The organism is Winogradskyella helgolandensis (assembly GCF_013404085.1).
GTDB lineage: Bacteria > Bacteroidota > Bacteroidia > Flavobacteriales > Flavobacteriaceae > Winogradskyella > Winogradskyella helgolandensis.
The window spans coordinates 3,706,232-3,730,228 of record NZ_JABFHO010000001.1 but is presented as its reverse complement, the minus strand read 5'-3'; the positions used below and the strand labels follow the sequence as shown (position 1 = coordinate 3,730,228).

Sequence of the window (23,997 nt, the reverse complement as noted above, 5' to 3'; positions counted from 1 at the left end):
TTGATGGTATGTTATGAGGTGGTTTTAGGTAAATAGTACTTTTTACGTAACCAAAATGCGACTCTTACCAATAGAATTAAAGCAGGTACTTCTACCAAAGGTCCAACAACGCCTGCGAATGCTTGCCCGGAATTTAATCCAAAAACAGCAATAGCAACAGCAATGGCTAACTCAAAGTTATTGCCAGCAGCCGTAAAGGCAATAGCCGCATTTTTATCATAAGTGGCTCCCATAGCTTTACTAACAAAAAAGCCAATAAGAAACATCAATGCAAAATAGATTAATAAGGGTACTGCGATGATTAACACATCCATTGGTATTTCAACTATCAGTTCTCCTTTTAATGAAAACATAACCACAATAGTAAATAGTAACGCAATTAATGTCATAGGAGAAATTGTAGGTATAAACTTTTTTGTATACCACTCTTCACCTTTTAATTTCACTAATATTAAGCGTGAAAGAATACCGAGTAAAAACGGTATGCCTAAATAAATAGCGACACTTTCTGCAATGGTTGCAATTGAAATATCAACGATTGCTCCTTCAAAACCAAAATAGGGAGGAAGGACCGTAATAAACAAGTAGGCATAAAAACTATAAGCAAATACTTGGAAAATACTATTTAGAGCTACTAAACCTGCACCATATTCGCTACTACCTTCTGCTAAATCGTTCCAAACTAAAACCATAGCAATGCAACGCGCTAAGCCTATTAAAATTAGGCCAACCATATATTCTGGATAGTCTCTTAAAAATGTAATTGCTAAGAGAAACATTAAAACAGGACCAATAATCCAGTTTAAGATCAAAGAAATCGATAAGACTTTTACATCTTTAAATACTTTAGGAAGTAGCGCATAATTAACCTTTGCAAGCGGAGGATACATCATTAAAATTAGACCAATGGCGATTGGAATATTAGTGGTTCCGCTACTGTATGATTCTACTAGTTCTGGAAATGATGGTACAAAAAAGCCAATTCCAACTCCAATAGCCATGGCGATGAAAATCCATAACGTAAGGTAGTTATCTAAAAAGCTCAGTTTTTTCTTGATTGCAGTCATTGCTATTATATTGTAATGTTAGAAAATACATATTTTAGTTCTGTAGCAATTTGAAGGCTACGTTCATTATATTTTTCCAATTGCTGTGGAGTATTATCAAAGGCTTTTGGATCCTCATAAGTAATAGGAATACGTTTTTCTGCACCACCAATAAAAGGACAGCCTTTGTCTGCACTAGAGCAGGTCATAATTGCTGCAAATACTGACGTCGGATTAAACTCATCATCAAATGTTTTTGAAAACCCAATAATAGGATGTGCATTTTTCGAATACTTTATACTGTATATAGGATTGCTTCCGTTGGAAAGCCTTTCAATTTGAAATCCAGTATTTTGAAGCGTTGTGGCGACAACAGGAAAAAGCGCCGTAGCTTCAGTTCCACCAGAGTAACAAAACACATTTTTAATATCAAAATAGGACGCCATTGTTTGCGCCCAAACTTGAGATAAATGACTGCGACGCGAGTTATGCGTGCATATAAAATTTAAGTTAATAGTGTCGTTGTTCGATACCTTTTGTTGAACGAAATCTATTAGTGGTTGTAAAATAGTTTTACGTTCTGCTGAAATAGAATCACTGTGTAAAGCTTCTATTTGATTTGTTATCGGTTGGTTTAGCATGGTTTCTTATAAAATTAAAAAGGTTAACAACAGCCAGAACCTGGTGCACAAGACGGAGCCGCTTCTTGTTGTAAATCAGATAGTTTTAGTTTTGTTTCTGGAATACCACATTTGTCTTTGGCTAAACAATCTGTGAGTTTTGTTGTTAGCAAAAAGTGCTCACCATTAAAGTCTAAACCATACTTTCCGATGGTGTCTCCTTGGTATTCTACTTCAATTTCTAAATCTTCAATCTGTAAGACTTTTTCAGAAAGCTCAATAATGTTTAACAATTTTTCAGGATGTAATCTGTGATCGTAATCGTCTGCTTCCCAAAGTTGAAAGTTAGCCACATTTTCTGTTCTTACAGTACCACCACAATCAATAAAATGCTTCGATATTTTGCCTACTTCAGTAACATGGAAGTGATTTGGAACTAAAGTGCCATTTGGTAATTGAAACGCAATAGTGTCTAGTGTTTTTAACTTTGATTTAATTTCGGATAATTTCATAAGTATATGTTTTAAAGTTGTTTAACAACAGTCATTAGAGTCTTCAATATCTTGGTCTAGAAAGGCTGTTAAGGTCGTTTTCATAGGAGTCCAATTCTCTTTATCTATGCAATAGCAAATGCTAGTGCCTGTTATGTTTCCTTTAATAAGTCCAATTTTCTTTAATTCTTTTAAGTGCTGAGAGATGGTAGGTTGTGCTAAACCAATTTCATCCACTAAATCACCGCAAATACAAGAATCTATTTTAAATAAATATTGAAGAATAGCCACTCTAGCAGGATGACCAAAAACTTTAGCGATGCTAGAAATTTGATTTTGTTCTTCTGTGAAGATTTCTGATTTAGTGACTCCCATAATTCTATTGTATTACTATATTGCAATATTACGATGAATGATTATAACTTCAAATTATTTTACGATATATTTTTTATTAAGGAAGGGTGTATCTATTTCATTTTAAGATTTTATTAACATGTGCAGCTTTTGTTAAGTCGTAATTTTACGATTAATAACTAACAATACTTAAAACCATTGAAAATGAAAAAATTAGTACTTTTTACCTTTGCCTTAACTATGATGTTTTCGGTAAATGCACAAATTGAAACACCACAGCCGAGTCCTTTTTCTAAAATAGAGCAGAAGGTAGGTTTGACGGATGTCACTTTAGAATATTCGCGTCCGAGCATGAATGGAAGAACTATTTTCGGAGACTTAGTGTCTTATGGAAAGGTTTGGAGAGCTGGAGCAAATAAGAATACAATGATCACTTTTAGCGACAATGTTGTGATAGCTGGGAATGAATTAAAAGCTGGATCTTATGCTATTTTTATTACACCTTCTGAAAAATCATGGGAAGTAATTTTCTATAGTGACACTAACAATTGGGGAACACCAAAAACTATTGATGCTGCTAAAGTTGCTGCTAAAGTGAAGATTGAAACCATGCAATTACCAATGAAAGTTGAGACTTTTACAATCACTTTTGATAATTTAACTAGTGGTTCTGCAGAATTAGGTTTTATCTGGGAGAGCACTATGGCTAATTTAAAATTTGAAGTTCCAACTGCTAAAACAGTAACTGCTTCTATTGAAAAAGTAATGGCAGGACCATCAGCTAACGATTATTATGCTGCAGCAGTTTATAACTTATCTGAAGGTAAAGATTTAGAACAAGCAAAAGAATGGATGGATAAAGCCATGTCTATGACTAAAGAACCTATGTTTTACCAATTGAGAAAACAGTCTTTAATCTATGCCGCCTTAGGCGATAAAAAGAAAGCTATTGCTATCGCCAAAGAATCTTTAGCGAAATCGGAAGATGCAGGTAATGCTGATTATGTAAAAATGAATAAGGACTCTCTTAAGGAATGGGGAGCGAAGTAATAAAATATACTTGATCAATTTAAAAGCGTAGCTAAAAGTTTAGTTGCGCTTTTTTTATGCATAGTGTAAACCAATTATATGTCTTATGCTGTCTAAAGTGCTAATCAGTTGTTTACTTTTTTCAAAAGTCATTATATGGCTTTCAGTTTTACTATTTCTTATCAGTTGATTGAAATGTTCAATTTCATAGCTGTAACCAATGCTGTTATTCTCAAATTCCTTTAACTCAGAATTACCATCGTTATCAATCAAGGTTACAGAGGATGGTTCATGAAAGCGGCCATTAATTTTTATGGTGCCGTTTTCACAATGAAAGATGGCTTCGGTATTTGTTTTTTCTAATAATGTACTTTTTAAATGTGCAGTAGCATCTTTATACTTAAATAAAATAAAGCATTCTGAGTCGGCACCAGAATCGAAAAACTTAGCTTTTGCCTCAATGCTATCTGGCGTTCCTAAAGTTGAAAGCGCAGCAAAAACAGGGTAAATTCCTATATCTAACAAACTTCCTCCTCCAACAGACTTATCAAAAACTCTTGAGGTTTCATTATAAGTAGGGTGGAAACCAAAATCAGCTTCAAGGTTTAGAATCTTTCCAAAATGCTTTTTTTGAAGTAGGTCTAAAGTATATTGATAATGTGGAAGGAAAATCGTCCACATGGCTTCCATTAAAAGTGTGCTCTTTTCTTTTGAAAGTTGAATCATTTCCTCGACCTCTTTCAAATTCATGGCAAAAGGCTTTTCACATAAAACCGCTTTATTATGGTTGAGGCATAATAGCGTATGCGCTTTATGAAAACTGTGCGGTGTTGCAATGTATATGGCATCAATATTAGAGTCTGAAACTAAAGCTTCATAACTCCCATAAGCAATTGTAGCCTTGTATTCTTCACCGAAAATTTTAGCTTTTTCTATGTCTCGAGAGGCAATGGCGTAGAGTTTGGAATTTGAAACAGTATTTAAATCGGTGGCAAATTTAGAGGCAATTTTTCCTGCTCCAATAATTCCCCATTTAATTATTTTAGATTTCAATTTGCGATTTTTTAGGTAATAGCACTTGTAAAATATTAGCGATTGCAATTACAACGACACAACCAAATAAATTGAGCCACAAGTAAGGCATCCAATCAAACCACCAACCAATAACTACTATGGCTTGTGTGATTAGTGCGCCAATAAAAACAGCATTTCCTTTGATGTATTTAAAGAAAAAGGCGAGTAAGAATATCCCTAAAACATTGCCGTAGAAAATAGATCCAATGATATTAACTAACTGAATTAGGTTCTCTGCTAAATCTGCAAAACAAGCAATAATAATAGCTACTATTCCCCAACCTAAAGTAAACCATTTAGTCACTTTTACCATATGATCATCTCCTTTATCTTCTTTTAAGTTTCTTCCATACAAATCAATAGATGTAATGGTTGCAAGCGCATTAATTTCGGAAGCAGTAGAAGACATGGCAGCAGATAAAATAACAGCAAGTAATAAACCAATGAGTCCTGTTGGTAGGTTATTTAAAATAAACCTAATAAACATATAATCTCTGTCATTGGTTTGTGTATCCTTTGCAGCATCTTTATACAATGTTGTTAATTCGGCAGATTTTGAAAGATAAGCATCGCTTTCAGGATCAGATTTTAATGCTTCAACTTCATTTTGAAGTGTGTTATATGCCGTTGTATATTCTGTGTCAACTGCTTTTTTGATTAAAAATTTGGATTCTGAGCGGTAGGTTTTTTCAATACTATCTAATTCAAATAATCTGTTTTTTAAACTATCATCTTCACTTTTCGATAAGGCTAAACTCACTTTTTGCTTTTCAGTAAATAATGTCGTTTGTTTATCTTGAAGCGCTCTATAGTCATCGCCATAGTCCGAAGCCAAAACAGTTTGCTCAGATTTATCAATAAAGTTTAAAGGCGAAGGGTTAAACTGATAAAACACAAATACCATAACACCTACAAGCAGAATAAAGAATTGCATAGGCACTTTAAGCATACCGTTAAACAATAAACCCATTTGCATTTCTTTCATGGATTTGCCAGAAAGATAGCGTTGTACTTGACTTTGATCTGTGCCGAAATACGAGAGCATTAAAAATGTTCCACCTATAAGACCTGTCCAAACGGTATATCTATTTTCTAAATCGAATGAAAAATCTAAAACTTTCATCTTGCCAGTTGCACCTGCAATATCAATGGCATCTATAAATGAAACTTCTTCCGGAATTAAATTAATGATGATACATAACGCCGCGATCATACCTGCGAAAATGACAAACATTTGCTGTTTTTGAGTAACGGTTACAGCTTTAGTGCCACCAGAAACGGTATAGATAATGACTAAAACACCGATGATGATGTTGAGCGTTACAATATTCCATCCTAAAACAACAGACAAAATAATAGCAGGTGCAAATATGGTGATTCCGGCTGCTAGTCCGCGTTGAATTAAGAAGAGGATGGCTGTGAGACTTCGGGTTTTAAGGTCGAATCTGTTTTCTAAAAACTCGTAGGCCGTATATACTTTAAGCCGATGGTAAATAGGAATAAATACCAGACAAATAATAACCATGGCAATTGGAAGTCCAAAATAAAATTGAACAAAACCCATGCCGTCAGCAAATGCCTGACCTGTTGTAGAAAGGAATGTAATTGCACTTGCTTGGGTTGCCATTACCGATAGACCAATCGTCCACCATTTAGACGTATTACCTCCTTTTATGTAGTCTTGTGCATTTTTTCGACCTCTGGTTTTCCAAGTTCCATAACCAACTATGGTTGCTAATGTTACAATTAAAACCGTCCAATCAATCCAATCTAAAGTTTGCTGCATTATAAGTTTTTATGCGAAAGAAGCTGTGATAAAGTAAAATAAGACAATATAAAGCGCATTAGCTACTAAAACAGCTGTATACATTTTACTCCATTTTTGTTTAGTCTGTGGTTGGTTCTGGTTATCCATTAGTTTTTGTTAGGTTGGTGGTTAGTTAGTTGATAAGTCTAGTTTTATTAGTTTTTAGGTGGATTATATTCTTGTTTACCTGCTGATAAGAGGTTTGCAAAAAGTCTGTATGCACCAGGAACTCCTGCCGGAAATTCCCTAAAGAAACTGAGACCTGTGTAAATATAGTTTCCTTTGCCGTATTTTGCAACTAGTAACGCACCTTCTTTTGAATTTTCTCCTATATCATTAAAGGCTAGTAGTGGCGTAAACTCTTTAGACCATTTGTCTGGAAAGTATAAACCACGTTCTTGAACCCAACCATCAAAATCTTGAGCTCCTATTTTATTTGGAAAATTAAGTATTGGGTGATTAGGATCTAATATGGTTACCAATGCGTTTTCATCTGTAACACGATCTCTAGAGACTTGCATATCAAAAGGTGCCAGATTATCTACTTTTATGCCTCTATTAGTATTGTATTGAATAATTAAATTTCCACCTTCTTTTACATAGTCTAGTAAAAAACGTTGTTTAAAAATAAGGTCTTCAACGATATTATAAGCTCTAATACCAACAACGATAGCATCAAAATCATCAAGGTTTTCTGGTGAAATTTGTTCGGGTTTAATTATGGTAACATGGTAGCCAATTTGTCTTAAACTTTCAGGAACCGCATCTCCTGCACCTTCAATATAACCTATATTAGTACCTTCTGTTTTTATATTTAATCTTACCACTTTGCTTTCGCTTGGCATTAAAACCATTTGAAATGGTATATGTGCATAATCGATTTCCATGATTTCGTCGGTATAAAATTCACCTTCAATATTAACCATTGGTGTAATTAAGCCTTCACTTTGGTTTTTTGGTGGAATAACCGTAAACATCACTTTTTGAATGTCTCCTTTATTCGAGATTTTAATATTTTGTTTTTCAGGAACAACTTGCCAACCTTTTGGATAAGCCATTTGTACAAAACCATCAATATTGTCTTTACCAGCTTTAACAGAGACTTCAATTTCTTTTTGCTGGTCATTTTCAAAGATGTAAACTTCGTCACTTAGACTAGCTGAAACAATTGGAATAATTTCAAAAGGACGATACAATTCCCCTTTATCTGGCTTAGAGTAACGATAAATTACGGGTTTTGTGAAATTAATTGGTGTGCCTTCAATCAACAGATTAAAATCTACAAAAACAGTTCGAGGAGTTTCTGGCAAGCCAATTAAACTTTGATCTTTTACAGTGTACATGCCTAATGTACTTTTGGTGTTTAACCAATATGGCGTGGTGTAATTACTGTGACTTGGGATGGTAATACCTTCTTCAAAATTTAATTTATGATTAGACGCTAATGTCATTTTTTTAGAAATTCCAGTACTTAATGTTGAAAGGTTATAGGATACCAAATCAATATTTGCTGTACTTCGGTTTACAACTTCCATGTTTAAAGTTACATCAGCATTTGGTGCAGCGTTTGGTGTGTTCGCCGATACTTCTAAATATAAACCAGCGCAAGCTTCAATAATGGTTTTAAGCTCTTTAGTTTTAATAGTTTTCCAATGCTCGTCTTTTATAATTTGAAGCAATTTATAGGCTTCTAACAGTTGTGGTAAATGTGACGCTGGATTTTTAAAGTTGAAATTAGTTTCAATTTTTTTTAGGATGTCGCCAATGACTTTTCCACCTGCAACCCGATTCCAAGAGGTATCAATGCCTTCAAAAATATTATCACTACTATTTAATGATTCCCCTTTTAAAAACTCAATATATTCATCTTGAGAGCCACGTTGGGATAAACGGCCAAAACCCTGTGATAAATGTTGACTACTAGCTAAAGCTGCAATTTCATTGTTAGACTTGCCTTTTGAGGAGTAATACGTTCCAATATCAAACGATAGCATGTTACTTTTGTCCAATTTATCAAACGCTTCTTGACTTCCGTATCTCCACCAAGAGGTGTTGTAAAATAAGCGCTTGGGCTGCCATGTTTCGGTAAGTGTTAATTGGGATGGATATTTTGAAGCGTCATTTGCTATATCAAAAGCTTTCAAGCTTAATATTGCAGAAGCTGTATGATGGCCATGTGTTTGTCCTGCTCTTCTGTGATCGAAACGGTTAATGATAACATCTGGTTTAAATTTTCTAATAGCCCAGACAACATCAGCTAAAACCTCATCTTCATTCCAGATTTCTAAAGTTTCATCCGGATGTTTTGAATATCCAAAATCATTGGCTCTAGAAAAGCGTTGTTCTCCACCATCTACACGTCTTGCGCCTAATAACTCTTGGGTTCTAATAACTCCTAAAAGTTCTCTGATTTCTGGACCAATAAGATTTTGGCCTCCATCTCCACGTGTTAAAGATAAATAGGCCGTACGTGCTTTAACTTGGTTAGACATATATGAAATTAAGCGTGTGTTTTCATCATCTGGATGTGCGGCAATATAGAGCACTGATCCTAAAACGTTGAGTTTTTGAACAGCTTCGTAAATTTCTGAAGAATTGTAGGTTTTTGGTTGTTGTGCTTGTAATGAAACGATAGAGCTTAAAAAAAGCAATAGACAGAGTCTAAGTTGGAACATGAGGTTATTGGTTAGATGTGCTTCAAATATAGAAAAGATAGTAATTTATTCCTTTTTTTTAGGTTTTGTTTAACGGTTGAAATGTTGGTGACTTAGATTTTTTAGTTTTGTGTTGGGATTTCAGTGACATATGTATTCAAATTACGTTGTAATGACCACACGCAAATTATATAGAACCAAAGCATCATAAATACTTCAAAAACACTACGAGTAGAATACCCTTTTTTCTTTTCGAAATTCACATAACTTTTTGCAGTTAAAATCATTAATATAAAACCACATAGTATTGCTAATAAATGAAACGGCATTAAGGGAACGAAAAATGAAAACGTAAAAAGTACATAAAGCATATAAATCATAGGATAGATTACTAAACAGCCAGCTATCCAAAACTTTAAATTACTAGAATTTTGATTGACCTTGTTATCGAGCTGATATATAATTGAAAAGAACCAGATATAAATAGGAATTCCTAAAAGTAGTAATAGGAATATTTTAAGTGGGGATAGTTTTAAAAACCATTGGGTTAATTTATTCATAAGCTATTAAATAAAATAACGGATTAGTTTAATATTAGTTCATAAGGTTTATTGTCTATATTTTGATGAGGACTAAATTTAATAACCTGAAACTTTAAATCAGATTCAGAAACCTCAAGTCTTATATTTTTAGATGTCATCGTCACTTCTTTGTCTTGCATTACAAAAGCGTCTTTAAGAGTTAAGTTTACGGTTTCTTTATTTTTAAAATTAATTATAAGTTTATTGTTTTTATAATCTATTCTGATTTCTATTGAATTAATAGGGAATGCGTTGCTTTCAGCTGGATTAATTGATATATAATTTTCTGGAATATTTAATTGAGCTCCGTGGTATAAGGCTACCGTTATTTTCGGTTGAAGTATATTTGTTTCTATCTCTCTAGCAATATGCTTGTTGTTAAATAATGTTACCAAGTTGTCTTCCGTTTTAGTCTTACTGTTTTTGTCAAGAATAAAAAAGTTGAAAAGTTCTGAATTTATAGTTTCATTGTCGATTTCCTCAAGAATAGCGTCTAACATTAATTCTTCAACTTCACGATCAAAAAGGTCTTCATTTTCCTCATCGTTTGCGATAGATTTAAAATCTGGTATATCTTCAATTTCAAAAGCCTTTGCTAAAGTTTCGAAAAATTGTGTGCGTTTTGTTATATAATCTAGTTCAGGTTTGTAGATCAATAGCATTTTATTTACAAGGCTATATTCGTCCCAATCGTAATAATAAGTTGCTAAATCAAATATTGAAAATAATGAGAATGTGGTGTCATTTAATTCAAATTCATCATAATAATCATTGTATTTAAAACAATAATCCACATGAAATGTATAATTTAAGAAAGGCTCTTCTGTTGTTGAATCTAAGAATTTTAATAAAAAATCATTTATTGTTGGAAGTTTTATTTCAAGTCCATTTACAGTTTTAATATCAAATTGAAAGCTTCCATTGCCACCAGAAATATAGTTGTAAATTAAAAGATCAGAACAAGCATCTTCAATAAAACTTTTGCTTTTCTCCATTTCTTTTGGAAAGGCGTCTAAGTTGTATAAGCTTTTAAGAAGATTCTGGCTTTGTAGTGCCGAAATAGAAAGCGTAAATGCAATTAAAAGAATTTTTGTCTTTAACATTATTTATAATTAGATAGTTTGAATGCATTCTACAACCACTTCTTGCGCTTAAAATAAATCAGCATTAGAATCAGCATCACAAACATTACCGCTAAAAGAATAAAATAACTGTACTCGTAATGTAGTTCTGGGATGTTGTCAAAATTCATTCCATAGATACCTGCAAGAAAGGTTAAAGGAATAAATATGGTAGAAATTATAGTGAGGACTTTCATCACTTCATTCATACGGTTGCTAATGGTCGTCATGTACATATCCATTAAACTCCAAATCATTTCACGGTAAATATCGATGTTTTCAGATACTTGAATTAAGTGATCGTAAATATCTCTGTAATAAGTGATTGTGCGTTTGTAAATTAATGGGTGTTCTCCTTTTTCTATACGATTTATTATTTCGCGAAGGGGAAAAATAGCACGGCGTACTTTTAAGATTTCACGCTTTAATTGTTGGACTTCAATATTAATATTGTCTTTGGAGTTACCTTCAAACAAGTCGTTTTCTAAATCTTCTATTTTGTTGCCTAGGGTTTCAATGATGCTAAAATAATGATCGACAACAGCATCAATTAAGGCGTACAATAAATAATCGGATTTTAAGCCTCTGATACGTCCATTACCAAGTCTAATGCGTTCTCTAACCGTATCAAAAACGTCTCCTTCCGATTCTTGAAACGATAACACATAATTTTTTCCCAATACCAAACTCACTTGCTCTATAACGACGTTTTCATCCTTATCGTAGTATAACATTTTAAGCACAATAAACAGGTAGTCATCGTATTCGTCAATTTTAGGACGTTGCGTTGTATTTACAATATCTTCTAAAACAAGTGGATGTAACTCATATTGTTTACCAATACTTTCGATTTCACTAAGCGAATTAAGGCCATCAATATTTATCCATGTAACGGAATCGGTTTCCTTGTAGGATTTAGCATCTTCAATATTGGTTAGAACACGTTCAATCAACGTTTCTTTAGTATAATCGAAAGATTCTATTTGAAGTTGTTTTTCCGTTTTCTTTCCTGTGTATACTAAAGTTCCAGGCGCTTTTCCTATGTGTTTTTTATAATTATGTGTGCGTTTCTTTGCTGTTTTTTTCCTCATAGGTTATAAAATACTGCTATCATCTATCTGCTCATCCAAAGCATCCTTTTGCAATAAAGTTACAGCTTTTTGAAGAATTAGATTGTTAGGGTAAGTTACTAAATCTCCTTTTTCATCTTTAAGGTGAATTTGAAATGCTCTAATATCTTCAATAATACCTATAATAGAATCATCTTTATCGTGAATCTTTATTTTATCTCCTACTTTATACGGAAAGGAGAAAAACATTATAATACCCGAAGTAATGTTGCTTAAAATAGACCAAATAGCAAAAAGACCGATACCTATTACGGCAAAAATTGAAGAAAATATTAGTGTAATATCACTAGGATTTGCTCCGAGGATAAAAGTTTCTATAAGAATAGCAAGAAGTACGAGTGTAACCGTAACATAACGACCAATTAAAGCAGCTCTTGCTTCGGTGGTCCCACTTTTTCTACCTATTTTCTTTACTGTAATTACAATTATTTTTCTAATGATAAATAGCGTAATTAATAGTATCGTGGTATAAATTATTTCGTCTTGATAATTGTATAGTATTGAACTCATTTAAGGCGTATTTTGCTAAACAAATATAATTCAGAATCCATGAAGTTTATTGCAATTTTAAAGTTTCTCTAAGGTTTAAATCTGAATTGCTTTTTTTGTTCCAATAGTCGGATTTTATACGTTCTAATTTTGAAGCTTTGGTTGTTAATGTTTCTGTAGATGAACCTGATCCTTTGATAGTTGTTTCTTCCCAGCCTAAAATATCAAATGGAAAATTAGGATTGAAATTTATTTTTAAAGTTCGATTTAATTCCGGATAAGCTATGGTGTAACTATTACTTTCTAGTTTGGCAATCGCTTCATGAGGTTTCAAGGTTTCATTATTAAGTCGTATCGATTCTAAAGACGGGATGAGTTCTATCTGTCCAACAGGAAGACTTTTTGGATTGATTCTCAACTTAGTCCACAATTCATTTTCCGTCCAAGTTTTTTCAAGTTTAAAATTATCATCAGCTTCACCTTGAAAATAGGAATGCGATTGTACTTCAAATGTATCGCGATTATTTAATTGCGTATACACATGTCCGCACCATTCTTGCACTGATGCCGAAATTTTTAAAGCATGTTGATTATTGGCCACAGGATAAAACGTACTCTGCATTATGGAATACGGATAAATCCCAGTATTAAACTTTTTAGTGGCATTCAGTTTTAAAACCGGAATGTTGTTTTCGCTATAATTGTCCGCTTTAACTTGCTCAGATGGTAAAAAATCTTCGGTTACAAATACCAAAACGGCAGAGCCTTCTCGTATTTCACCATAACGTGCTTGTTCTAACTTATAAGACGTTATTTCTGCTTCACCATTATACCAATAGTTTTTAAAATCAGCGGTGAGTTTAGTCTTTGGTTGCAAGACTTCAGTTTCAGGTTCTGAAACTGTTTCAGTTTCTGTAGTAGCCGTCGTATTTTCATTACAGGATATGAAGATTGCAATCGGTATAAATAGTACAAAAAGTAACTTGGCGTGTATATTTCTTATCATAATGTTTGCGTATTTTTAGACCCTTTAGCTCACGAAAATGAAGCTCAGAATAACTAATAATAATATACATTAAAGATAAGACTCTAATTACGGTCTGCAATGGTATTTAACGTTTTGTAAAGTAAATGTGTAGGTAAGCCAACAACGTTATTATAAGAGCCTTCGATACTCGTAATGCCTATGGCTCCAATCCATTCTTGTATGCCATAAGCTCCAGCTTTATCTAGTGGTTTATAGGTGCTAACATAGTATTGAATCTCTTGGTCTGATAAGGATTTAAATGTGACTTTGGTGATGGTATTAACGATGTGTTGTTCTGTTTTTTGAGTGAAACAGATAGATGTCACCACCTCATGTGTTTTATTGCTTAACGATTTTATCATGTTGAAAGCATCGGCTTCATCTTTAGGTTTTCCAATGGCCTGGTCGTCTAACCAAACAATTGTGTCACTTGTAATTAAGATATCGTTATGTTGAAGACTTTCTAAAAATGGTTCAGCTTTCAGTTTTGCTAAAAAATCTGTGATTGCTTCCTTTTTTAAATCACTTGGGTAAATTTCCTCAACGGGTTTTAACTGAATTTCAAAATCGAGATTCATGGCCTTTAAAAATGCATGACGACGTGGTGATGCTGAAGCCAAAATAATATTGAAATCCTTAAGTTTTTCGTTTAGCATTTTAGTTGAGAATAATAAATTTATAAAGTAACAAGGATAACATGCCAGTAAGCATCACTAATTTTAGGACTAAACTAATATGTTTGTATTGGGCTTTATTTTCTGCGCTGAACAATTTTATACTCACATAAATTAAAGGCGCCACCACTAAAACTAAAAAATAGCCAACCACTAATTGTTGCTTAAATAAATAGGTAATTACATAATAGACTATCGAAAATATAGGAACTAAAGAGAATATAAATACAATTTTAGCAGTGCGTTCTCGTCCTAAAACAATAGGTAGTGTTTGAATACCAGCTTTATGATCTCCATCAATATCTTCTATGTCTTTTACTAGTTCTCTTATCAAATTAATCATAAAAGCAAAAAAGGCATAGTCTCTAATAATGTTTAAAAATGTTGTTTGGATGGCTTTATTATTGGCAGTCATAGGTGGAATTAACTCAAAAATACCAACTAATAAGATGCTCAAACAAACTAATCCTGAAACTACAACATTGCCAACTACTGCAATTTGTTTAAGGTAGGATGCATACATGTAGAGTAGTGCGGACGTAATGAAAAAGATGGCGAAAAATTCGGGTTTACCGATACCATTAGATAAATAAAAACCTAAACCAACTCCAATAACGTTTAGAATAATAAATAGCGTATTTGCATTTTTTTCTGTGATGTGCTTATTAATAATTAACCGGTTTGGTTTGTTAATTTTATCAGTTTCAACATCATAAATATCGTTAATAACATAACCTCCAGCAGCAATACATACTGTTGCTAAAACCAATAGAAAAAAATTGAAATCACTTAAAGTAATAAGTACACCATGACTTTGTTGAAAAGGTAATAAAAGGGCATATTTTATTAAATATTGCATTAAAGCAATCATTAATAAATTCTTCCAGCGGATTAAATTAAGAAAGTGAATCATTTGAGGGTTAGTGAGATAATATTTTAGTAATTAAATAATAAGCAATAGCTCCTATAAATAGAAGTACAATGATACTAATAATTGCTGTTTTTTTTAAAAGCTTAAGCTCTTGTTGTTTTATTTTGTCTTTAATTTTTTGCTTGTCTTCTTTGGTTAAGTCTTTATGCAAAAAATCCATTTTATAGTGTAGATGAGCTTCAAGGTCTAGTTTTTCCTTGTATTTAGAAAAAGGAGTCGCTGAGCGTTGGTTAAATGTCGCTTGACTATTACCAAAACCAATATATCCAAATCCTGTACTATGTCGTCTTCCGCCTGACATGATTTTAAACTTTATTCGCGTTTATTTGTGTAAAATAATTTTTAACAACCAACAACTAATTAATCATACTTAGCATTAAAATTTCCATTCCATTTACCTTGAACTTTTAATACTTGCTCAATAACATCTCTAACAGCTCCTTTTCCACCGTTTTTATGTGAAATGTATTTTGAAATCGCTTTAATTTCTGGGACAGCATCCTGAGGACAACATGGTAAACCCACTAATTTCATCACAGGGAAATCTGGAATATCGTCTCCCATATACAACACTTGTGATTTTGAAATGTTATGCTGATCCAAGTAGCTATTTAGCTGTTCAATTTTATTATGTGCACCCAGAAAAATATCTTTAATTCCCAATCCGGCTAATCGTTTACGAACTCCCTCGTTAGAGCCACCAGAAATAATACAGAGGTTAAATTCAGCATCAATAGCTGTTTTTAATGCAAAACCATCCTTAATGTTCATAGTTCTTAGCATTTCACCATCAGTTGTGACCGTAATTGTTCCGTCTGTGAGTACACCATCTACATCAAAAATAAAGGTGGTAATGTCTGCCAAGTATTCTTTATAACTTTTATCGTCGTTCATTGGTTATTCTACTTTAAATTAGTTTCAGCTTTCCCTTTTCTTGGTCTAAAGTTAGAAACATTATGTGTTTTTTTTATTGATGTCGTTAACAATTTATAAATCGATTCATGTTCTTCTTTTTCAATCAATTTAAGCTGTCTTTTTATGGTTTTTTTATCGTTTCGTTTTGCGGGTCCTGTTTGGGCCATAAAAGGTGACATTTGCTGAATTTTTTTTGCTGTTTCCTCAATTAATGGATGTAAGATTTCAAATTCGATATTTTTAGTTTCACAAATTTCATGACCAATTCTATATAATTGATTCGTGAAATTATTAACAAAAACAGCTGCTAGATGAAGGGTTTGACGTTGTTCGGTTGTAATTTTATGAGGTTTGCAACCTACAGCTTTTGCTAAATCCTTCAAGAGTTGAAGGTTCTCTTTTTCATAAACTTCAATACAAATTGGGACTTCTGTAAAATCGATTTCAGCATCTTTAGAGAATGTCTGCAAAGGATAGAAAACACCAATTTTGTTCTTCTTATCTATATCGTGCATGGCGACGCTTCCAGAAGTATGAATAACAAACCGGTTTGTAAATGGTAAATCTGTAGAAAACTGCTCAATACTATCATCGCTAATAGCCATAATATAGATGTCGGCTTCTTTTAATTCATCTAAAGAATCTGTAATGTCAACCTCATTGGCATAAGACGAAATGGAAGCACGTGTACGATTATACCACTGTGTAATCGAAATGTTTTCTGAATTTGAAAAGGCTTTATATAAATGTGTGGCAACATTGCCAGCTCCTAGTAATATAACTGATATCATGGTGTAAAAATACTAAGATTTCTTATTTTAGAATCACAAGAATGCGATTAAAAGGATAACTTTGGGTAACATATCGTATCAAGATGAAAAAATCAGACATAAAAAACAGAGAAGACATATTCTTATTAGTTTCCAAATTTTACGAAAAGGTAAGGAAAGACGAAAAATTAGGCCCATTTTTCAATGAAACTATTAAAGATTGGGAGCAGCATTTAGAGCATCTTACTACGTTTTGGGAATCGAGTTTATTTCTAAAAACCAAATATTATGGTAATCCGTTGGAAGCACACACCAAAGTAGATGCTGCTTTTAATCATAGTATTACCGAATTGCATTTTGGCTTGTGGTTAAATTTATGGTTTGAGACCATAAATGAATTATTTGAAGGAGATTATGCCGAAAATGCTAAACGTCGTGCTCGTAAGATGGGCACTTTTATGTATATGAACATTTTTGCGGCAAGAAAAGGCTAATCATTTAAAAGCATATTTTAAATTAGCGATTTTTAAAAATTTAAACACACATAAAATAACATATGAAGCTTCTAAAAGAATTTAAGGAATTTGCAGTAAAAGGAAACATGATGGATATGGCAATTGGTATCATTATCGGAGCAGCCTTCAATAAAGTTATAGACGTACTAGCAAAGCAAGTTATTTTGCCACCTTTATCTTTATTAACAGACGGAGTTAATTTTGGTGATAAAAAATTAGTCTTACGCGATGCAATCACTGATGCTTCCGGCACAATTACTACAAGTGAAGTTGCTGTAGCTTATGGCAAATTATCTGAAGTATTTTTAGACTTTATGATCATTGGTTTTACGGTTTTTATAATTGTAAAATTTATGAATAGACTACGGAATAAAGCTCAAGATACTAAAGACGTAACAGTAGTGACACCTAAAGATATTCAGTTGTTGTCCGATTTAAAAGAATTAATGGCTGAGCAAAATAAATTGCTTAAATCAAATTTAAAAAGTTAAATAGTTTCTTGGGTGTAATTTTAACATGTTTTAGCACCCGTTCTGAAACTAGTAATAATTAAAAAAACATATCTTTGCAGCGCTTAAAAAGCCTATAGCTATGCAAAAGAAAATCGCTAATTTCCTATTCTCTACAAGACTCACTGCTTTCTTATTTATTGCCTTTGCCGTCGCCATGGCAGTTGGGACTATTTTGGATCGAAATATGGAAACTTCTCCCACACCATATACCAGAACATTAATTTATAATACGTGGTGGTTTGAAGCGATAATGGTGTTTTTTGTCATCAACTTTATTGGTAATATTTATAGATTCAGACTTTATAAAAAAGAGAAATGGGCAACCTTAATTTTACACTTGTCCTTTATTCTTATTCTTCTTGGAGCATTTATTACGCGTTATGTCGGTTTTGAAGGGATGATGCCAATACGAGAAGGAGACACAGAAAGTGAATTCTTTTCCCAGAAAACATATATCGGTGGACGCATTATTGGTAATTATACTGTTGGTGGTCAATTACAGCAACGTAGAATAGAGGAGCATGTTGATTTTTCTCCGCGACTAGATAATGAATTTGAAAAAACGTTTGATTATGGAGATACCGAAGTTACTATTAAACTCGAGAAATTTATAGAAGGTGCGGAAGAGGATATCATACCCAATGAAACGGGAAAACGCTATTTAAAAGTCGTTGAAGCAGGTTCAAGTGGTCCACATAATCACTTTTTAGAAGATGGAAAAGTTGCAAATCTTCACAATGTGTTGGTGTCTTTAAATAAGTTTCAAGAAGGTGCTATTAATATTATGGAGACAGAAAACGGATTGACCATTAATTCTCCTTATGATGGTGAGTATATGACGATGGCAACGCGTGCTACAGGAAAGTTAGTTAAGGACAGTCTGCAACCTTTAATCTTAAGGTCTAGGTATATTATTGGGAACATGCAGCTTGTAATGCCAAAACCTATTGTAAAAGGTGATTTTGGAATTGTAAAAAAACCAGAACTTTTAAAAACTAAGGCAGATCCAGACGGACTTATTTTAAGTGTAACAGCAAATGGAGATACAAAAGAAGTAGGCATTATTGGTGGCCCAGGTAATTATACTGCCATGAAGGAATTTAAAGTTGGTGGCCTAGAATTGGCATTGCAATACGGTCCTAAATTATTAAAGTTGCCTTTCGAAATTAAACTGAATGATTTTATTGCAGAAAAATATCCAGGTACGGAAAAGGCTTATTCATCTTACGAAAGTAAAATAACGGTTTTAGATAAAGAAGATGGTGATTTTGATTATCGTGTATTTATGAACCATGTTTTAGATCATAAAGGGTATCGTTTCTTTCAAGCCAGTTTTCATCCAGATGAAAAAGGAACGGTTTTGTCTGTAAATCATGATTTTTGGGGAACCTACATTACGTATGCTGGATATATACTATTATACTTATCTATGCTCGCTATTCTATTCGTGAAAAACACAAGATTCGATGATATAAGAAAAAAGTTGGCTAAGTTGAAAGAGAAGAAAGCAAAAATGATGACTATGATTTTGCTTTTAATCAGTTTTTCTGGCTTTTCTCAAGTGCATACAGATGATGATGGACATGATCATCAAAATAAAACAGGAAAAGAACAAATTGATTCTATTCTAAGCGTTCATATTACTCCAAAGGAGCATGCTGCTAAGTTTTCAAAAATGGTCATTCAAGATTACAGTGGTCGTATGATGCCAATGCATACGTATGCTTCTGAGATGCTTCGTAAATTAAGTAAAAGTGATGTTTATGAAGATTTTGATGCCGATCAAGTATTTCTTTCTATTCAAGAAAGTCCAATGCTTTGGTACAATGTGCCAATCATTTATTTAAAACCTAGAAAAGCAGATTCTATAAGAGATATCATAGGTGTCAGTTATGATGATAAATATTCGAGACTTGTAGATTATTTTACACCAGAAGGGCGTTACAAATTAGCACCCTATTTAGAAGAAGCCTATAGAGTGCAGGTACCTAATGGATTCCAAAAAGAAGTGAAGGAAGCGGATTCTAGAGTGAATTTGTTATACAATGCTATTGAAGGCCGTTCTATTAAAATTTTTCCGGTTCCTAATGATGAAAATAACAAATGGATTTCGTCATTAGACTTTAGAGAACAAGATTATAGAGAAAAAATAGAAGATAGCCTATATGGCAATTTTATCAATAATGGGTTTAGCGCTTATTTAGTTACTTTAAATAATGCCAAACAGACAGGTGATTATTCTAAAGCTGAAGAATTACTTGAAGGGATTAAAAAGACACAACAACGTTTTGGAAGTGAAGTCATGTTGAGTGATGACAAAATTAATTCCGAAATACTATACAACGATTACGATATTTTTAAGCGTTTGTTTAGCTGGTATATGTATGCTGCGACGCTCTTGTTTGTTTTAATCATTATTCAAATTTTCAACTATAAAAGCAAAGAGCTTAAGATGGCGATTAATGTATTATTAGGTATTGTTGCTTTATTTTTTGTGCTACACACTTTAGGTTTAATTTGGAGATGGTATTTATCTGGTCATGCACCATGGAGTGATGCTTATGAATCTATGATTTATGTGGCTTGGTCAACCATGTTATTTGGATTTATTGTTGGTGTCACAATGAAAAAAGATCGTTCAGGAACTTCGAAGTCAATTTTAGGAAAAATAACAACGTCGAGTTTAACAGTTGCAGCGGGAGCTTTCGTAACCTCCATGATTTTAATGATTGCACACTGGAATTGGATGGATCCTGCTATTGCAAATCTTCAACCTGTATTACAAGGTTATTGGTTAATGATACATGTTTCTGTAATTGTTGCTAGTTATGGGCCATTTACTTTAGGAATGATTTTGGGTGTGGTGTCGTTATTATTAATGATTTTTACGAACAAAGAGAATAAAGAGCGTATGCTCATTAATATTAAAGAATTAGCCATTATAAACGAAATGGCATTAACTGTAGGTTTAGTCTTATTAACTATTGGGAATTTTCTTGGTGGTATGTGGGCAAACGAAAGTTGGGGAAGATATTGGGGTTGGGATCCAAAAGAAACTTGGGCACTTATTAGTATTATGATTTATGCCTTTGTAATCCACATGCGTTTAGTTCCTGGATTACGAGGGAAATGGATTTATAACTTAATGTCAATTATAGCCTTTGGAAGTATTTTAATGACGTATTTTGGTGTAAATTTCTACCTCGCAGGATTGCATTCTTATGCTAGTGGAGATCAAATATTAAGTTTTCAGTTTATTGCAATAACGCTTGGTATCATTACATTATTAGGTGTCTTTTCTTATATAAAATATAAAAAGCATTACAAATAAAAAGTTAAGACTTTAAAAATTTATTCTAAAATTGGTTGATGAATATGAGTATTTATCAACCAATTTTTGTTTTAAGTTTCTGATAAGTTGCGGCCTTTTTTAGTAAATTTACCTGTCAAAAAGAAAAGTTAGGTATGCGTCATATAAAGATAAGTTTTGAGAAGTGCATACTTATATTAATAACACTAATACTGAATTTCTTTAATGTCGTAGCTCAAATTCCAGTTGAAAAATACAGAAACGAGATTTTAAATTTAAAATCTGAAGAAGCTATTAAGGATTACTGGTCAGAAATTTACGTTATAGATCAAGACACTTTGTTAAACCTTCCGGTAACAAATATTACAGTTTATGATTCGCTTTCTATCAGTAATATGATTCGCACTGCTCTAATGTTTGAAATTCATAAATCGAAAGCACATACTATAAATAATATAACGCCAACCATGAATCAGGCGCATAACTACCTAGCAAGAGCAAGTCTTCCGCTATGGTCAATTATTAATGAGCGTTTAGCACTAGGCAATGAAGGTGATGTATTAAGTAGCAAAAATTTGGCTTATGAGTTAGAAAACGTATCGTTACCATTTTATGACTATTCGATGCTCAATAAAGAAAAAATGTATCCGCAACTTGTTGAAAAATTAAATAAATTACCTAATGATTCGATTATAGATAGGCTTAATTCTATATATGAAAATCAAAAAGAATTAAGAAAACTTGAAACGGTAGAAGTAATTGGTTCTTGGTTCATTCAGCCTTTCAAAAACATGGTAGAAGAGCGCTGTTTTGAATTTATAAAACTATCTAATGGTATCATATATTCAAGAAAAGGTGAATACCTTAAAAAATTACTATTAATTACTATTTCAAAAAACGCAAAAATATATAAGGTTGAAGGCGAGCCATTTGGTTGGTTTTATGAACTTTATCATGATAATAGTTTGAAGCTATACAATAATAATCACGAAGTTTTAATAGACTATAGTGCTTGTAAATAAGTTAAATACTTTCTTTAGTGCTTCAAAAAAGCTAATTTTATAAATACTTAAATTATAAATTATGTCTAAGAACAAACTAGGCTTAAATACCATTTGCACACATATTGGTGAGGTAAAAGATGAACAATTTAAAGGTGCCGTGTCACCAATGTATTTAAGCTCGTCTTACGAGTTTTTAGATGTCGATGTAAAACGATATCCGCGTTATTTTAACACACCAAATCAAGAACATTTATCTAAAAAAATTGCTGCTTTAGAGCATACGGACGCTGCATTGATTTTCGGTTCGGGTATGGCGGCAATTAGCACCATGTTTTTAGCATTTTTAAGACAAGGCGATCATTTAGTGGTTCAGAATACTTTATATGGTGGCACCTTAAATTTTATAAAAGAAGAATTTCCAAAATACGGAATTGAGTACACCTTTACCAATGGTTATAACGTTGAGGATTTTGAAGCTGCAATTCAACCCAATACAAAATTGATTCATATTGAAACACCTTCAAACCCTTTGTTGACAATTACAGATATAAAGGCCATTGCCCAACTGGGTAAATCGAAAAGTATTTTTACGTCAATCGATAATACGTTTGCTTCACCTGTAAATCAGAAACCATTAGACTTAGGGATAGATATGGTGATGCATTCTGCTACAAAATATTTTGGTGGTCATAGTGATATTTTGGCTGGCGCAGTTGCAAGTTCTAATGAACATATAGAACGTATTTGGAATGTTGGTAAAAACCTAGGCGGAAATTTGAGTGATATGACGGTTTGGATGTTAGAGCGTAGCATGAAAACTTTAGGCTTGCGTGTAAAAGCACAAACTAAAAATGCCATGAAGTTGGCCAAATGGTTAGAGAAGCATTCTAAAGTTTCTAAAGTATATTATCCAGGTTTAAAGTCGCATCCAGACTATAAATTAGCTAAATCTCAAATGAGTGGATTTGGTGCGATGCTATCTTTTGAATTAACGGACGATATAGATGCACTTCAGTTTCAAAAACAATTAAAATTGATTAAATCATCTATGAGTTTAGCAGGAGTTGAAAGCACAATGCTATCTCCATATTTAACTTCGCATGCTTTGCTAACACAAGACGAACGTGATGCTGTTGGAATCACCAATCAATTAATTCGTTTTTCAGTTGGTATTGAAGAAACTAAGGATATAAAACACGATATTAATCAGGCTATAAAGGCGTTGAAATAGTCTTAGGTGGTTTTGAGTTAGTGTTGATAGTGATACTAATCTGAATACGATTGAGATTGTTTTTATTAATGTGATGCTTAAAGTAATCAACTTCAAGAATTGTATTTTTTAAAAGGTTAAATCCAATGCCAATAAAAAAACGATTCTCATGAAACATCTGATCTTGAAAGTTTACAAACGGTTCATCTTTTAAAGCTAAAAATAAAGTTGTGTTAATTGGATATTTTAGACCCAATCGATAACGCAATCTATTCTGCATGTTATGTTGGTCTGCTAATTTTAAAAAGCGCTGCTCCAATCTAAAACGATGTTGAATACTAAACCTTCCTGTTTTGTGTAGGTAACTATATTGCTCATAGATGCGGTTTTCTTTGGTGTTGGGTTGGTTGTCTTCATCTATAACGCTATCAATATCTAAAAAAGCGTAAGCAATACTTATAGTTTGGTTAGGTTTAAAATGATAATTTCCTGAAAGACTAGTAAACGTTAAATTATAATTTGAAGCGGTTTCATAAAGATGTAATTCTGCATAAGGTGTTATACTGAAGTGTTCCGTAAATTTATGATTAATACCAAAGGTATACCAAGACCCTAAATAATCTTCAGCTGTATTTTGGGCAGTTAATTGAGATTGGGCTAAAAAGACAATTAAGATAATGTTTAAGAGATTTTTCATTATAATTTAAATAAAAAAAGAGCCCTAATTAGGGCT

At 32.8% G+C, this 23,997-nt stretch carries 24 protein-coding genes; 6 read left to right on the top strand and 18 right to left on the bottom strand.

The genetic code is table 11. The features are described 5' to 3' along the window. Positions 1 to 11: 11 nt before the first annotated feature. Genes arsB through HM992_RS15765 form a run of 4 tightly spaced genes read right to left on the bottom strand, consistent with a single transcriptional unit; the run spans position 12 to position 2,532 of the window. Entirely contained in the window at positions 12 to 1,067 is a 1,056-nt protein-coding gene (gene arsB / locus HM992_RS15780; protein WP_179320348.1) for an ACR3 family arsenite efflux transporter, read from the bottom strand. 5 nt (positions 1,068 to 1,072) lie between these two features. Beyond that, on the bottom strand, positions 1,073 to 1,687 hold the full coding sequence (locus tag HM992_RS15775; RefSeq protein WP_179320347.1) for an arsenate-mycothiol transferase ArsC: 615 nt from the start codon (positions 1,685 to 1,687) through the stop codon (positions 1,073 to 1,075). A gap of 23 nt (positions 1,688 to 1,710) precedes the next feature. Continuing rightward, positions 1,711 to 2,178 (bottom strand): DUF6428 family protein, encoded by a 468-nt coding sequence (locus HM992_RS15770; protein ID WP_179320346.1) that lies wholly within the window; start codon positions 2,176 to 2,178, stop codon positions 1,711 to 1,713. A 21-nt stretch (positions 2,179 to 2,199) separates the two neighbouring features. Beyond that, positions 2,200 to 2,532, bottom strand: coding sequence for an ArsR/SmtB family transcription factor (locus tag HM992_RS15765; protein WP_178984137.1), 333 nt, complete (start codon positions 2,530 to 2,532; stop codon positions 2,200 to 2,202). A gap of 183 nt (positions 2,533 to 2,715) precedes the next feature. On the opposite strand from HM992_RS15765, the gene HM992_RS15760 reads away from it, so the two are divergent. Continuing rightward, positions 2,716 to 3,561 (top strand): DUF2911 domain-containing protein, encoded by an 846-nt coding sequence (locus HM992_RS15760; RefSeq protein ID WP_178984138.1) that lies wholly within the window; start codon positions 2,716 to 2,718, stop codon positions 3,559 to 3,561. A 54-nt stretch (positions 3,562 to 3,615) separates the two neighbouring features. On the opposite strand, the gene HM992_RS15755 is transcribed toward HM992_RS15760, so the two are convergent. The 13 genes from HM992_RS15755 to HM992_RS15695 form a co-directional block, all read right to left on the bottom strand. Beyond that, complete coding sequence (locus HM992_RS15755; protein WP_179320345.1) at positions 3,616 to 4,593, bottom strand: Gfo/Idh/MocA family protein; 978 nt, start codon at positions 4,591 to 4,593, stop codon at positions 3,616 to 3,618. After that, the gene (locus HM992_RS15750) at positions 4,583 to 6,400 is read right to left on the bottom strand and encodes a sodium:solute symporter (protein WP_178984140.1); all 1,818 of its coding nucleotides are present in this window, start codon (positions 6,398 to 6,400) and stop codon (positions 4,583 to 4,585) included. The genes HM992_RS15755 and HM992_RS15750 overlap by 11 nt, the downstream gene beginning before the upstream one ends. Positions 6,401 to 6,576: 176 nt before the next feature. Further along, positions 6,577 to 9,096 carry a PIG-L family deacetylase gene (locus HM992_RS15745; protein WP_179320344.1) on the bottom strand — a complete coding sequence of 840 codons (2,520 nt, stop codon included), beginning with the start codon at positions 9,094 to 9,096 and terminating at the stop codon, positions 6,577 to 6,579. A gap of 101 nt (positions 9,097 to 9,197) precedes the next feature. Further along, positions 9,198 to 9,635: a hypothetical protein gene (locus HM992_RS15740; RefSeq protein WP_179320343.1), complete on the bottom strand. Its 438-nt coding sequence runs from the start codon at positions 9,633 to 9,635 to the stop codon at positions 9,198 to 9,200. 23 nt (positions 9,636 to 9,658) lie between these two features. Beyond that, positions 9,659 to 10,759 carry a hypothetical protein gene (locus HM992_RS15735; protein ID WP_179320342.1) on the bottom strand — a complete coding sequence of 367 codons (1,101 nt, stop codon included), beginning with the start codon at positions 10,757 to 10,759 and terminating at the stop codon, positions 9,659 to 9,661. A 29-nt stretch (positions 10,760 to 10,788) separates the two neighbouring features. Further along, the gene (gene corA / locus HM992_RS15730; RefSeq protein ID WP_179320341.1) at positions 10,789 to 11,868 is read right to left on the bottom strand and encodes a magnesium/cobalt transporter CorA; all 1,080 of its coding nucleotides are present in this window, start codon (positions 11,866 to 11,868) and stop codon (positions 10,789 to 10,791) included. A 3-nt stretch (positions 11,869 to 11,871) separates the two neighbouring features. Then, complete coding sequence (locus HM992_RS15725) at positions 11,872 to 12,417, bottom strand: mechanosensitive ion channel domain-containing protein (RefSeq protein ID WP_179320340.1); 546 nt, start codon at positions 12,415 to 12,417, stop codon at positions 11,872 to 11,874. Between the two features lie 46 nt (positions 12,418 to 12,463). Beyond that, the gene (locus tag HM992_RS15720) at positions 12,464 to 13,402 is read right to left on the bottom strand and encodes a septum formation inhibitor Maf (protein ID WP_195806634.1); all 939 of its coding nucleotides are present in this window, start codon (positions 13,400 to 13,402) and stop codon (positions 12,464 to 12,466) included. An 83-nt stretch (positions 13,403 to 13,485) separates the two neighbouring features. Continuing rightward, entirely contained in the window at positions 13,486 to 14,079 is a 594-nt protein-coding gene (locus HM992_RS15715) for a Maf-like protein (protein ID WP_178984147.1), read from the bottom strand. 1 nt (position 14,080) lies between these two features. Beyond that, positions 14,081 to 15,010, bottom strand: a complete 930-nt coding sequence (locus tag HM992_RS15710; protein WP_179320339.1) for a geranylgeranylglycerol-phosphate geranylgeranyltransferase — start codon at positions 15,008 to 15,010, stop codon at positions 14,081 to 14,083. A 7-nt stretch (positions 15,011 to 15,017) separates the two neighbouring features. After that, positions 15,018 to 15,329 carry a hypothetical protein gene (locus HM992_RS15705; RefSeq protein WP_178984149.1) on the bottom strand — a complete coding sequence of 104 codons (312 nt, stop codon included), beginning with the start codon at positions 15,327 to 15,329 and terminating at the stop codon, positions 15,018 to 15,020. 59 nt (positions 15,330 to 15,388) lie between these two features. Then, positions 15,389 to 15,922, bottom strand: a complete 534-nt coding sequence (locus HM992_RS15700) for a KdsC family phosphatase (protein ID WP_178984150.1) — start codon at positions 15,920 to 15,922, stop codon at positions 15,389 to 15,391. An 8-nt stretch (positions 15,923 to 15,930) separates the two neighbouring features. Further along, complete coding sequence (locus tag HM992_RS15695; protein WP_179320338.1) at positions 15,931 to 16,734, bottom strand: Rossmann-like and DUF2520 domain-containing protein; 804 nt, start codon at positions 16,732 to 16,734, stop codon at positions 15,931 to 15,933. A gap of 83 nt (positions 16,735 to 16,817) precedes the next feature. Here HM992_RS15695 and HM992_RS15690 point away from each other — a divergent pair, with 83 nt between their 5' ends. The 5 genes from HM992_RS15690 to HM992_RS15670 all read left to right on the top strand — a co-directional run bounded on the left by HM992_RS15690 (position 16,818) and on the right by HM992_RS15670 (position 23,285). Then, a complete protein-coding gene (locus HM992_RS15690) occupies positions 16,818 to 17,207 on the top strand; it encodes a group III truncated hemoglobin (protein ID WP_178984152.1) in 390 nt (129 codons plus the stop codon). Between the two features lie 62 nt (positions 17,208 to 17,269). Next, positions 17,270 to 17,719, top strand: coding sequence for a large conductance mechanosensitive channel protein MscL (gene mscL, locus HM992_RS15685; RefSeq protein ID WP_179320337.1), 450 nt, complete (start codon positions 17,270 to 17,272; stop codon positions 17,717 to 17,719). A 100-nt stretch (positions 17,720 to 17,819) separates the two neighbouring features. Then, positions 17,820 to 21,071 carry a cytochrome c biogenesis protein CcsA gene (gene ccsA, locus HM992_RS15680; RefSeq protein WP_179320336.1) on the top strand — a complete coding sequence of 1,084 codons (3,252 nt, stop codon included), beginning with the start codon at positions 17,820 to 17,822 and terminating at the stop codon, positions 21,069 to 21,071. Positions 21,072 to 21,205: 134 nt separating this feature from the next. Beyond that, complete coding sequence (locus tag HM992_RS15675) at positions 21,206 to 22,072, top strand: hypothetical protein (protein ID WP_179320335.1); 867 nt, start codon at positions 21,206 to 21,208, stop codon at positions 22,070 to 22,072. 61 nt (positions 22,073 to 22,133) lie between these two features. Then, positions 22,134 to 23,285, top strand: a complete 1,152-nt coding sequence (locus tag HM992_RS15670; protein WP_179320334.1) for a trans-sulfuration enzyme family protein — start codon at positions 22,134 to 22,136, stop codon at positions 23,283 to 23,285. Here HM992_RS15670 and HM992_RS15665 read toward each other — a convergent pair. Next, on the bottom strand, positions 23,266 to 23,961 hold the full coding sequence (locus HM992_RS15665; protein ID WP_179320333.1) for a DUF2490 domain-containing protein: 696 nt from the start codon (positions 23,959 to 23,961) through the stop codon (positions 23,266 to 23,268). The two genes, HM992_RS15670 and HM992_RS15665, sit on opposite strands and share 20 nt — an antisense overlap. Positions 23,962 to 23,997: the final 36 nt, after the last annotated feature.